Genomic DNA, 12,158 nt, shown 5'->3' with positions numbered 1-12,158 from the left:
GTCCTGTGCTGGCGTGGTGCGGCCCTTATCCTGCGCTCAATTCAGCTCTGACCTCAGCATGACGACGGCAACGGCCTGGGCAATGGTTTTGAACCGGAACCGCCTTGGCAGTATGCTGGCGGCATCCCGCAAAACATCTTCCTTTGCAGGCAGTTCTTTTCTTTTTTGCTTAACCAGACTCAATGGCCTCCTTCCGCCAGAAATTCCTGAAACAGTTGTATCCGCTGATTATGCGGCTTTCCAAATCGAGCAACCGGGGCAAAGTGCTGGAAACTCCCAAGCCTGTGGCCGCGCCGGTGCCGTTTTACCAGCTGGATAGCCAACTCAACACGGGCAGTACGTTTTCCTTCGAGGACCTCAAAGGAAAAAAGGTGCTACTGGTGAATACGGCGTCCAACTGCGGCTACACCAACCAGTACCAGGAACTGCAGCAACTCTCGGAGCAATATGCCGATCAACTGGTGGTACTGGGCTTCCCGGCCAACGACTTTGCTGAGCAGGAAAAAGACGACGACAAGACCATAGAGCAATTCTGCCAAGTGAATTTTGGAGTGAGCTTCCCGCTAATGAAAAAGAGCGTGGTAGTGAAGCAGCCCCAGCAAAACCCGGTGTACCAGTGGCTAAGTGATGCCCGCCGTAACGGCTGGAATGAGCAGGCTCCCGACTGGAATTTCTCCAAATACCTCATCAGCGAAGACGGCCGACTGACGCACTATTTCGGCCCCGCTGTTTCGCCCCTCAGCGACGCAGTTACCAGCCAGCTAAAAGGCAAGTAGAACGCCGGTCGGGCGGGAGCTGTTTGTAACATCTGGACGGCACAACCCGTTAGGGGCCTGCTGATTGGTTCTTTATGACAGTTGTTGCTTCTCACCCTTCCCTGACGATACACCTGCACTCAGGTTCGGCTGCCGCGCTAGAAACGGAGTGGCTGGCGTTTACAAACAGCCGGGATTTTCGGCGCTACCTCACTGAGGCGTTGGTCCTGGCCCGCCAGCACGGCGTTACCGGCTGGATTGCCAACGACCAGCTGCTGGGCGCAGTGCGCCCCATCGATTTGGAGTGGGTATCCAGGCACGTGTTGCCGACCCTGCTGGCGCTTGGGGTGCGCCGGTTTGCCCGCCTGGAAGCACAGGACACGATGAACCGCTTGCTGATTGGGAACATGTACCAGCAGGCTGCCCCCGGTCCGCAACTGGAAATACGCTCGTTTTCTGATCTGCAGCAGGCCCGGGAATGGGCGGTAGCATAAGCCACGGAGTCTTACGTCTGTTGGGTTTTCATGCGGCAGGCCGCAATGGATACGGTGTGCGTGCGTAGGCAACGGTAGATATGGTTGGGGTTGCCGGTTTTGCGTAGTAGCAGCAAGCGTAAGCCACTGTGTACTCCAACCCAAGACGCATCTACTTCCTCATGCCTGATCCGACATCCCGCAATACTGGCGAAAAACTGAATACCGCCAAGCAGCTTAAGCCCGAAAACGTGGGCGCACTCAGCCGGGAGCAGCTTACGCCTGAAGCAGCCCGCCAGCCTCAGGGCCATGATGTAGCCGGCCACGACCATGCTGGCCACTCGCACGACCCAGGCAAGTTGGGCTTTGGGGAAGATGACCATAACCACGGGCCGCTCGGTGAGAATCCCTATTTGATACCCGGCGTAAGCCTGGTGCTGTTGCTCGTTGGTATTGGCCTGGATTATTATGACGCAGGTTTCTTTGCGGGGTATGTGCGCCTGGCGTGGTATGGCGTAGCCTTCCTGCTGGTGGGCTGGAAGGTGATGAAAGCAGCCGTATTGAGTATTCCTTCCGGCAACGTGTTCAATGAGTTTCTGCTTATGAGCATTGCCACACTGGGCGCTTTTGCCATTGGCGAATATCCGGAAGGCGTAGCAGTAATGCTATTCTACACCATTGGGGAGCTGTTTCAGGATGCCGCTGTGAACCGAGCCAAGCGCAGTATCCAGGCCTTGCTGAATATTCAGGCTACTGAAGTTAGGGTGTTACGGGCCGGCCAGAGCCTGGTGCTGGACCCGAAGGAAGTTGTGCTGGGCGACATCATGGAAGTCAGGCCGGGCGAGCAGGTCGCGCTTGACGGCACGCTGCAGAACACGGCGGCTTCTTTCAACACGGCGGCTCTCACAGGCGAATCTGTGCCCCAGACCAAACAGCCCGGCGAAACGGTGCTGGCCGGCATGATTAACCAGGAAACTCTGGCCCAGATTCTGGTTACGGCCGGTTTTGCAGATACCAAGCTCTCGAAAATACTGGCTATGGTGCAGGACGCCGTAGGCCGCAAAGCCAAAACGCAGCAGTTCATTACCCGCTTCGCCCGAGTTTACACCCCTATTGTAGTGGCGTTGGCTACGTTGCTGGTGCTGGTGCCGTATTTCGTGGTGCAGGACTATGTGTTTCGGGAGTGGCTGTATCGGGCGTTGGTATTTCTGGTTATAGCCTGTCCTTGCGCGTTGGTCATCAGCATCCCGCTGGGCTATTTCGGCGGTATCGGGGCGGCCTCCAAGGCAGGCATCCTCTTCAAAGGGTCCAACTTCCTGGACCTGATGCGCGAAATCAATACGGTAGTGCTGGACAAAACCGGTACCCTGACGCAGGGCGTGTTTGCTGTGCAGCAGGTGCGGCCCGCAGCTGGTATAGAGCCAGCCCATTTGCTTCGCTTGGTTGGCGCTCTGGAAACCAAATCTACTCACCCCATAGCCAAAGCCGTGGTGGCGTATGTAGGAGAGACTGCTGTGGGTGTAGCCGTGGAAAATGTTGAGGAAATAGCCGGCCACGGCTTACGGGGTAGGGTAGAAGGGCACGACGTGCTGGCCGGCAACGCACGGCTGCTCAGCAAATACAATGTAGCCTACCCCGCAGAAATCGACGAGGTGGTAGACAGCATTGTGGTAGCCGCCATAGATGGGCAGTACACCGGATACATCACAGTGGCCGATTCGCCGAAAGAAGATGCTGCCCGAGCCGTGCAGGAGCTGAAAGCCGATGGTATCTCAAAGCTGGTAATGCTCTCCGGCGACAAAGACAGCGTCACGCAGCAAGTGGCCCGGCAGCTCGGCATCGACGAAGCGCACGGTGGCTTGCTGCCGGAAGACAAAGCTCGCTATGTGCAGCAGTATCTGGCAGAAGGCCGCCGGGTGGCATTCGTAGGCGACGGAGTAAATGATGCTCCAGTAGTAGCCCTTGCCGATGTGGGCATAGCCATGGGTGGGCTGGGTTCCGATGCCACCATCGAAACGGCCGATGTGGTAATCCAGACCGACCATCCGAGCAAAATTGCCACTGCCCGTCGTATTGCCCGCGCCACACATAGCGTGGTCTGGCAGAATATCTGGCTGGCTTTCATCGTGAAAGGTGTTGTGCTGGCCTTGGGCGCCGGTGGGCTGGCCACCATGTGGGAAGCCGTGTTTGCCGATGTGGGCGTGGCGCTGCTCGCTATTTTGAACGCCGTACGAATTCAGCGTATGAAATTCTAAACAAGAGGGCTGGCTTTGCATGCTTCTGGATAAGCGGCAGAGAAGGCAATTAAGAGTAACGAGAAAAAATAATTGACTATGACGTAAACATACGACTTATTATGTCGTATGTTTACGTCATAATACATTGATGCTATGACGTACGCCAAAACAACTGTTTTTACCGAGGAGCAACAACAGCTGGCCCGCGTGGCTAAAGCGTTGGCGCACCCAGCCCGGGTAGCCATTATTCAACTGCTGGCCTCCAAAAAAACATGCATCTCCGGCGACATTGCCGCCGAGCTGCCGCTCTCCCGCACGACGGTGTCACAGCACTTGCAGGAACTCAAAACCCTGGACCTGATTCGGGGTGAAATAGACGGACTTACCGTTTGCTACTGCCTCAACATGGGGCTGCTGCGCCAGGTGCAGCAGCAGTTCACGACCTTTTTCACGGATGCCACTACCGAAGATGTTTGCGGTCCAGGTGCATCCTGCTGCTAATTTTTCTGTTCACTTCACCCCACTTTGCTCTATGGAAACTTCTGCCTTTCCCCGCATGCACGTCTCGCTGTACGTGGCTGATTTGACGGCTACCGTCAATTTCTACACGGCTTTCTTTGGCCGGCCCGCTGCCAAAATTCGGCGGGGCTATGCCAAATATGTACTTGATCAGCCTTCGCTCATCATTTCGTTTGTGGAAAATCCTGAACGGGTAGCCAGCAACTTCGGCCATCTGGGCTTTCAGGTAGAAACTATGGAGGAAATGGAGCAGCGGCTGGAGCAGGCTCGCAACACTGGTCTGCTACCGCGCGAAGAAATGGGAACGAATTGCTGCTATGCCAAACAGGACAAGTTCTGGGTAAACGACCCGGACGGCGTGGAATGGGAGGTATATTATTTTCACGAGGATGCCGAATTCAACGACCCGCGCTACCAGCAGGAATACGACCACGCTGCCAGCAGCAGTACCCAGTGCTGCATTGCGCCATCTGCATCTGCTGCCCCCAAAGCCGAAGAGGTACTTACTACTGCGCCCATGGCCTTCACGCTGCTGGAGGCTACCCCGGCCACTACGGCCGCTTGCACGCCCGGTGGCGGCTGCTGCTAGGCAGGCAGTTGGTCATACTAGTTGTGTCGGCGGTCCGCCTGAGTATTTATCCTTCCTAAAACAGCGAAGATGACAATTGCCTTTTTCTCGGATGTGCATGGCAATCTGCCCGCTCTGGAAGCGGTGCTGGCTGACATGGAGCAGCGGCAGCCGGATATGATTTTCTGCCTAGGCGACTTGGTAGGCTATGCCCCCTGGCCCAATGAAGTGGTCAACGAGTTGCGCCGCCGTGGAATACCAACATTGGCCGGAAACTACGACCAAGGCATCGGGCTGGGGTCGTCAGAATGTGGATGCGCCTACAAAACCAGTCGTGAAAAAGAGTTGGGAGCACGCAGCATCGCCTACACCAACCACGTGATGAACGCAACTGAGCGGCGCTACCTACGCTGCCTGCCCAAACACATGCGGCTGGAGTTTCAGGAAGAGCCGTGCACCCTGAGTCTGCTGATGGTGCACGGCTCGCCACGCAAAATCAATGAGTATCTGTTCGAGGAACGACCAGAAGCCAGTACACTGAGGATTTTGCAGGAATCAAATGCTGACGTGTTGCTCTTCGGCCACACCCACAAGCCGTACCACCGCATTCTGCCCTATGAGTATCAGGGCGAAACCCGCTACCGGCATGCGCTTAATATCGGCTCCGTAGGCAAACCCAAGGATGGCGACCCCCGAGCAGCCTACCAGTTGCTGCACCTAGATGAAAACACCCGGCTCACCAACCCCCGGAGTATCCGCTCCGAACTGGTTCGGGTGGCATACGACGTGGAGAAAGCCGCTCAGGCCATTGAATTCTCAACTCTGCCTGATGAATACGCTGATATGCTCCGTAAGGCTTACTGAGAAAACGTACCGTAGACTCATGGTAGCTAGGCTTCAGCTAGGGCTGGCAAGTGTAGCCGTAGCAGGTTAAGAGCCATCGTGACGGTGTACTCCACGTTGAGCTGCCGGCCCCGATTGAAGGTGAGGCGCCGGCTCACCGTCTGGTGGGCATCGGCGTAGGCGATACAAATAGTGCCCACGGGTTTGTCTGTGGTGCCGCCGTCGGGGCCGGCAATGCCGCTTGTAGCCAGCGCTACGTCTACTCCTAAGCGTTGGCGGGCTCCTTCGGCCATTTCCCGCACCGTTTCCTCACTCACTGCTCCGTAAGCCGCTAGAGTTTCGGCTTTCACGTCCAACTGCTGCTGTTTCACGCGGTTGTCGTAGGCCACAATGCTGCCCAGGAAGTAAGCCGAGCTGCCCGGAATGCTGGTAATGCGGTGCGCCAGCAGGCCGCCGGTGCAGCTTTCGGCAGTGCCCAGCGTGAGGCCGCGTTCTTGCAGCAGCCGGCCAATTGCTTCTTCCAGCTTCACTTCGCCTTCGGCGAAAACATGCTCGCCCAACCGGGCCCGTAGTTCCGGCAGCAGCGCTTCCATTCGTGGTCGTAGGTCAGGCAGGCCGTCGGCGTGGCCGGTCAGGCGCAGCCGCACGCCGCCAAGGTAGGGGAGGTAGGCCAGCTTGAAATTGGTGGGCAAGGCTGCTTCCCAGTCCGCAATCTGCTCGGCCAGAAACGACTCGCCAAGGCCCACGGTCTGCACTACTACGTGCTCAATGGGTGGCACCTGAAAACGCTGCTGCAGGCGCGGCAGCACGGCTTCCGTCATCAGGTATTTCATTTCGTGAGGCACGCCGGGCATACTCACGAACACAGTGCCCTGGTCCTCGAACCACATGCCTGGTGCCGTGCCTACTGCGTTAAATAGCACTTCGCAGTTGGCCGGCACCAGCGCCTGCTGCCGATTCACGTCGAGCATCGGGCGGTTGAAACGACGGAAAATGCCTTCCACATGCTCCAGCGTGGGCTCGTGCAGCACAAGTTCTGTCTGGAAGTAGCGCGCCAGCACGTGCTTGGTCAGGTCATCTTTGGTTGGGCCAAGGCCGCCCGTAATGAGTACCACCTGAGCCCGTTCACGGGCTTGATCAAGGGCCGCTACAATTTCGTCGGCACGGTCAGACACGCTACTGATCTGCCGGACGCGCAGCCCAATTTTGGCCAATTCCTGCCCCATAAAGGCCGAATTGGTATCGATGACCTGCCCATAGAGTAGCTCATCGCCAATAGTCATGATTTCAACGTCGGGAAGCAGCGGCATACAGCGGAGGTTAGGATAGGAGAGGGATTTGGCGCAATTTGGCACCCTGACGCGTAAGACCGCCACGCAGGCCGTCTGGTTTTCGTCATCTGCCGCATATGTCCACGTTTCGTACGCTCACTTTCGCGCTTGGGCTGGCCCTGGTTGCTCCCGTAGCCGCTCAGGCTCAGACCAAAAAGACCACGACTACTACCAAGAAAACCACCACTGCCAAAAAAACTACGGCGAAAACGCCCGCAAAATCGCCCGTAAAAACTACGGCGAAGACCACGACTACTACCACCAAAGCCGCTACGGTGGTAGCCCCGGTAAAAATTCCACTGACGGATACTGATGCCAGCAGCGGCTTGAAAGAAGCCTTGACGCAAAGCATTACACGCAGCGTAGAGCAGGCCTCGGCCCTCGATGGATTCAATGCCAACGCTGATATCCGGATTCCATTTCCGCCCGAAGCCGAACTGGTTGCTACCACATTGCGGGGCCTCCGCATGGGCGCGCTGGTGGATAAGTTTGAAGTAGCCCTGAACCGTGGTGCAGAAACGGCTGCCAAAGATGGCGCACCGATATTCCTGAGTGCGCTGCAGAATCTGAGCTTTCAGGACGCACTGGGGTTGGCTACCAGCAAAGAAAGCGACGCCGGCACTACGTTTCTGTACGAAAAGACTGCCGAACAACTCAAAACAGCATTCCAGCCTACCATTAAGCAGTCCTTGGACCAAACGGGTGCTACCAAGCTATATGCTGAAATGGTAGCCAAATACAACAAGATTCCACTCGTGACGCCCATCAACGCGGACCTCAATGCCTACGCTAGCCAGAAGACCGTTGATGGATTATTCACGCTGATTGCCGCTGAAGAAGCTCGGATTCGGGCAAACCCGGCTGCCCGTGGCAGTGAGTTGCTAAAGCGGGTATTCGGGCAATAGAAGCGGCTTGGTCGGCACCTGGCAGGAACGCGGCGGGGTTTGGTCCGGTTTGTGCAATTGGCACTGTACGGCCTCGGCCTGTTCTTATCACTACCGCCGCACCTACCATGAACAAACGCCTCTTTCTCGTTCTTCCCCTGGCGCTACTGGGTTTCCAGTTCAGTGCTTCGGCGCAGATTTTCAGCCTTCCTAAAATTGGCAACATCAAGCTGCCGCCGCTGCCCAAATCGGGTAGCACTACCAGCCAGGGGGGCCTGACGAATACGGAAGCCGCCAATGGTCTGAAAGAGGCCTTGGTGCAGGGCATCAGCAAAGGCGCAGATCAAGCGTCTAAAACGGATGGCTTCAATCTAAATCGGCTTATCCGGATTCCGTTTCCTCCCGATGCTCAGCGCGTTGCCACAACGCTTCGCAACATTGGGCTGGGTAGCCAGGTCGATAAGTTTGAGCTGTCGTTGAACCGGGGGGCTGAGGATGCCGCTAAAAGTGCCAAGCCTATTTTCCTGTCGGCTATCAAAAGCCTGACCTTCACGGACGTCTGGAACATTCTGACGGGGGAGAAAAATGCTGCTACGCAGTATCTGCAGCGCACTACTACTGCCCAGCTGAGCTCGGCCTTTAAGCCAATTATCCAGCAAAGCCTCGACAAAGTGGGCGCCACCCGCTACTACACCGACCTGACAACCCGCTACAACCGGATTCCGCTCGTAACGCCCGTTCAGACTGACCTGAATCAGTATGCTACCGACCGCGCCATTGGTGGCCTGTTCACGCTGATTGCGCAGGAAGAAGCCAACATCCGCGAAAACCCCGTTGCGCGCACTACAGATTTGCTTAAGAAAGTATTCGGCCGCAAGAACTAGCTGCATTCAGTTGCGGGAGTATTCTTGCTACACACAAAAAGAGCCTGCACAGTACGTGCAGGCTCTTTTTATATACGGTCAGATCAAAGCAGACTAATAATCGTCGTAGTCGGAGTTGCGGCCGATGTTGCGGGAACTGCCGGAGCTACCATACTCGTCGCCACCGTCGGAATAATCGTCCTCGTCGAGGTCGTCGAGGCTAGTGAATTTGGTGTCATTTTCCGAATCCTCGGAGGCATCTGCCAGCTCAAACTCATCTTCGCTCATGTTGGCCAGGTCCAGCGCCTCATCGTGTGAAGAGCCGGTGTCGCGCCACATCAGATAGTCAGCGTACTTAGCCGAAAGCTGGTCTTCAGAAGTGCCGCGGGTTTTGCTGCCACCGGTTTTGGCAAAATTATCCAGCTCGTCATCGTCGCCGAGCAGGTCGTCATCGTCTAGGTCGTCGTATTGTCTCATGGCCTTGGTCAGGGGCGGTAAGAAGGTGAAAAGGAAGAGGCGCAAGTACCGCCGTTTCGGTTGCGAAGATACGGCACGAACCATTTCCGGTTGATGCATGATTTTGCTTTTCTGCTGGCAGTGTACTCCCTAGCCACTTTGGCTAAGCCAATGCCTGACTTAACAACTGCCAGATTGTGTAGCAGAGCCACTGCTGTACGGACTTCGTCTTACTCACATTCGGTGTAATGTGTCGAGACAAGCGTTGAACCACGCAATGCAGCTACGCCATAACCTGCTTACCGTGCTGCCTGTGCTCCGAAATCCGTAATCAGCAGCTGCTGGGTACAGAAGGCGTACTCTTCCGGCACGTTCGACGACACCAGCACCGTGCGGCCAGTCAGCGTGGCGTGTACGTGCTCTAGGTACCAGGCCACGCCGGTACGGTCGAGGTTGGTAGTAGGCTCGTCGAGCAGCAATAGCGGCGTGTCGGCATAGAGCGCCAACGCCAGCTTCAGCCGTTGTTTCATGCCCGAGGAAAAGTCGCGCACCAGCTTATGGCTGCTTTTTTCCAAGTACATCAACTCGATGAGCTGCCGGGGACTGGAACCGGGGCGTAGCGGCTTGAAACGCGTGTGGAACTGCAATAGCTCGGTGAGCGTGAGCTCCTCAATTAGCTCCAGATACGGGGCCGCGTAGGCCAGCAAAGGTGGTAGTTCTTCCACCGGAATGGCTTGGCCCGCGTGCGTGTAGCTAAGCGTGCCAGCCGTGGGCAGCAGTTGGCCCGACAGCGTGTTGAGGAGGGTGCTTTTGCCGGCGCCGTTTGGGCCCAGCACTGCCGTTGCCGTGCCAGGTAGGAACGTATGCGTCAGACCCCGGAAAATCCAGTCGCGGGCGTAGCGCTTGCTTAGCCCGGTTGCTTCAATCTGCACCGTTGCCGCCGCGCGAATAGCCCTTGATAATGCCCCGCCCCGAGTTGCGCACGAAGTTTACCACTTCGTCGCGTTCCGGCGAAGGAGCCAGTTCCAACTCAATTTTGTCGAGGGCGTCGTTATTGTTCATGCCGCCCAGAAATAGCAGACGGTAAAGCTGCTGAATCTCCGAAATCTTCTGGTCGGAGTAACCCCGGCGGCGTAGCCCGATGCTGTTAATGCCCGCGTAGGTCAGCGGCTCGCGGCCGGCCTTCACAAACGGAGGAACATCCTTACGCACCAGGGAACCGCCTGAAATCATGGCGTGCGGACCTACTTTCACAAACTGATGTACCGCCGAGGTGCCGCCGATGATGGCATGGTCGCCTATTTCGACGTGGCCGGCCAATTGCACGGCATTTGCCAGCACACAGTTGTCACCAATTACACAATCGTGGGCTACGTGCACGTAGGCCATCAGCAGGCAGTTGGCACCCACTACAGTCCGGAGCCGGTCTACAGTGCCGCGGTTCACGGTCACACATTCCCGGATGACGGTATTGTCGCCGATATGAACCGTGGTTTTCTCACCCGCAAACTTGAGGTCCTGCGGCATGGCGGCAATGACGGCGCCCGGAAAAATCTTGCAGTTTTTGCCGATACGCGCCCCGGCCATGATGGTCACGTTGGGGCCAATCCAGGTGCCTTCCCCGATTTCCACATCCTTATCAATGGTCGTGAAAGGTTCCACTACCACGTTCTGTGCGATTTTGGCTTGCGGGTGGATATAGGCGAGCGGCTGGTTCATTCGGGTTCAGTTAACAATTAGCAATCAGCACTGAGTAAATCATGCACAAGCAATAAACGACGGGGAAAACGCTGAATATTGCTTGTTGCCTGTTGCTCACCACTTATTGATGATTAGGCGTCTTTACGGACGATGCTGGCCGACATTTCGGCTTCCATTACCACTTTGCCATTCACAAAGGCCTGGCCTTTCATCTTGGCAATGCCGCGCTTGATGGGCGCCAGTAGCTGGCAACGGAAAATGAGGGTGTCGCCGGGAATAACCTTGCGACGGAACCGACAGTTTTCAATGCCCATAAAATAGGTCCAGTAGTTTTCCGGGTCGGGCACAGTATTCAGTACCAGAATGCCGCCGGTCTGGGCCATGGCCTCAATCTGCAGCACACCGGGCATCACCGGGTTGCCGGGGAAGTGGCCTTGGAAAAACGGCTCGTTCATCGTCACATTCTTCACGCCCGTCACGGTAGTGGCGTCGAGGTGAATGATTTTGTCGATGAGCAGGAATGGGTAGCGGTGGGGCAGCGTGGCGGCTATCTGATTGATATCCATCACCGGCGTCCGGCTAGGGTCGTAGCTGGGAATTGGCGATGAATCGGCCTCCAGCATTTTCTTCTTGATTTTCTTGGCGAAAGCCACATTGGCGGCATGGCCAGGGCGGGCCGCCAAAATCTGACCTTTCAGCGGCCGGCCCACCAAGGCCAGGTCACCGACCATATCGAGTAGCTTGTGGCGGGCGGGCTCGTTTTTGTGGCGCAGGTCCACGTTGTTGAGAATGCCTTCCTTCTTTACAGCCACTTTGGGCTTACCTAGCATGGTAGCCAGTTCGCTGAGCTCATCTTCGCTCACCACCCGGTCTACTACCACAATGGCGTTGCTTAGGTCGCCGCCCCGGATGAGGTTCTGCTTATAGAGCGCCTCTAACTCGTGCAGGAAGCAGAAAGTGCGGGAACTAGCAATATCAGCCTTGAAGTGGCTGATATCAGTGAGGGAGGCGTGCTGGGAGCCTAGCACCGGCGAGTTATAGTCGACCATCACCGTGAGGCGGTAGTCGTTGAGAGGCAGGGCCGCAATTTCCACGCCGCGAGCGTTATCGAGGAAACGGATTTCCTCGGGAATCTCGAAGTAGTTGCGGAGCGCATTCTGCTCTTCAAGGCCCGCCTGCTCCAATGCCTCAATAAACTCGTAGCTGCTGCCATCCATGATGGGCGGCTCAGGGCCATCAAGTTGGATGAGCACGTTGTCAATCTGCAGGCCTACCAGAGCGGCCAGCGTGTGCTCCACCGTGTTTACACGGGCGCCGTTTTGCTCGATGGTGGTACCACGCGAGAGGTCTACCACGTTGTCTACATCGGCATCCACAATGGGCTGGCCGGGCAAATCTACCCGCTGAAACTTATAGCCGTGGCCGACCGGTGCCGGGCAAAATGTCATGGTAGCCTGTACGCCGGTGTGCAAGCCGATGCCGCTCACCGTGACGGGTGCCTTAATAGTGTGTTGCTTGTCGTTCATTA

13 protein-coding genes are annotated in these 12,158 nt (G+C 56.6%); 8 read left to right on the top strand and 5 right to left on the bottom strand.

What is annotated here, in order from left to right; translation table 11 throughout:
- The first annotated feature begins 182 nt into the window (after positions 1-182).
- From H4317_RS12105 to H4317_RS12080, 6 genes are all read left to right on the top strand, one after another.
- A complete protein-coding gene (locus H4317_RS12105; protein WP_185886855.1) occupies positions 183-776 on the top strand; it encodes a glutathione peroxidase in 594 nt (197 codons plus the stop codon).
- A gap of 74 nt (positions 777-850) precedes the next feature.
- A complete protein-coding gene (locus H4317_RS12100) occupies positions 851-1,249 on the top strand; it encodes a hypothetical protein (RefSeq protein WP_185886854.1) in 399 nt (132 codons plus the stop codon).
- A 161-nt stretch (positions 1,250-1,410) separates the two neighbouring features.
- A complete protein-coding gene (locus tag H4317_RS12095; protein ID WP_260625648.1) occupies positions 1,411-3,483 on the top strand; it encodes a heavy metal translocating P-type ATPase in 2,073 nt (690 codons plus the stop codon).
- Between the two features lie 135 nt (positions 3,484-3,618).
- Positions 3,619-3,966: an ArsR/SmtB family transcription factor gene (locus tag H4317_RS12090; protein WP_185886853.1), complete on the top strand. Its 348-nt coding sequence runs from the start codon at positions 3,619-3,621 to the stop codon at positions 3,964-3,966.
- A 31-nt stretch (positions 3,967-3,997) separates the two neighbouring features.
- Positions 3,998-4,573: an ArsI/CadI family heavy metal resistance metalloenzyme gene (locus H4317_RS12085; protein ID WP_185886852.1), complete on the top strand. Its 576-nt coding sequence runs from the start codon at positions 3,998-4,000 to the stop codon at positions 4,571-4,573.
- A gap of 69 nt (positions 4,574-4,642) precedes the next feature.
- The gene (locus H4317_RS12080) at positions 4,643-5,416 is read left to right on the top strand and encodes a metallophosphoesterase family protein (RefSeq protein ID WP_185886851.1); all 774 of its coding nucleotides are present in this window, start codon (positions 4,643-4,645) and stop codon (positions 5,414-5,416) included.
- 26 nt (positions 5,417-5,442) lie between these two features.
- Here the strand turns inward: H4317_RS12080 and H4317_RS12075 are convergent, their stop codons facing one another.
- On the bottom strand, positions 5,443-6,705 hold the full coding sequence (locus tag H4317_RS12075) for a competence/damage-inducible protein A (protein ID WP_185886850.1): 1,263 nt from the start codon (positions 6,703-6,705) through the stop codon (positions 5,443-5,445).
- Between the two features lie 98 nt (positions 6,706-6,803).
- Between H4317_RS12075 and H4317_RS12070 the strand changes: the two genes are divergently transcribed.
- Both H4317_RS12070 and H4317_RS12065 read left to right on the top strand, forming a co-directional pair.
- On the top strand, positions 6,804-7,631 hold the full coding sequence (locus H4317_RS12070) for a DUF4197 domain-containing protein (protein WP_185886849.1): 828 nt from the start codon (positions 6,804-6,806) through the stop codon (positions 7,629-7,631).
- 107 nt (positions 7,632-7,738) lie between these two features.
- Complete coding sequence (locus H4317_RS12065; protein ID WP_185886848.1) at positions 7,739-8,494, top strand: DUF4197 domain-containing protein; 756 nt, start codon at positions 7,739-7,741, stop codon at positions 8,492-8,494.
- Between the two features lie 93 nt (positions 8,495-8,587).
- Here the strand turns inward: H4317_RS12065 and H4317_RS12060 are convergent, their stop codons facing one another.
- The 4 genes from H4317_RS12060 to H4317_RS12045 all read right to left on the bottom strand — a co-directional run bounded on the left by H4317_RS12060 (position 8,588) and on the right by H4317_RS12045 (position 12,156).
- The gene (locus tag H4317_RS12060; RefSeq protein ID WP_185886847.1) at positions 8,588-8,950 is read right to left on the bottom strand and encodes a hypothetical protein; all 363 of its coding nucleotides are present in this window, start codon (positions 8,948-8,950) and stop codon (positions 8,588-8,590) included.
- A gap of 278 nt (positions 8,951-9,228) precedes the next feature.
- Positions 9,229-9,861, bottom strand: coding sequence for an ABC transporter ATP-binding protein (locus tag H4317_RS12055; RefSeq protein ID WP_185886846.1), 633 nt, complete (start codon positions 9,859-9,861; stop codon positions 9,229-9,231).
- Positions 9,851-10,648: an acyl-ACP--UDP-N-acetylglucosamine O-acyltransferase gene (lpxA, locus tag H4317_RS12050; RefSeq protein ID WP_185886845.1), complete on the bottom strand. Its 798-nt coding sequence runs from the start codon at positions 10,646-10,648 to the stop codon at positions 9,851-9,853. The genes H4317_RS12055 and lpxA overlap by 11 nt, the downstream gene beginning before the upstream one ends.
- A 113-nt stretch (positions 10,649-10,761) precedes the next feature.
- Positions 10,762-12,156, bottom strand: coding sequence for a bifunctional UDP-3-O-[3-hydroxymyristoyl] N-acetylglucosamine deacetylase/3-hydroxyacyl-ACP dehydratase (locus tag H4317_RS12045; RefSeq protein ID WP_185890024.1), 1,395 nt, complete (start codon positions 12,154-12,156; stop codon positions 10,762-10,764).
- Positions 12,157-12,158: the final 2 nt, after the last annotated feature.

The organism is Hymenobacter sediminicola, from assembly GCF_014250515.1.
In the GTDB taxonomy this organism is placed as follows: Bacteria; Bacteroidota; Bacteroidia; order Cytophagales; family Hymenobacteraceae; genus Hymenobacter; species Hymenobacter sediminicola.
Note: the sequence above shows the minus strand (reverse complement) of the source record. Positions and strands in the feature narration are given on the sequence as shown.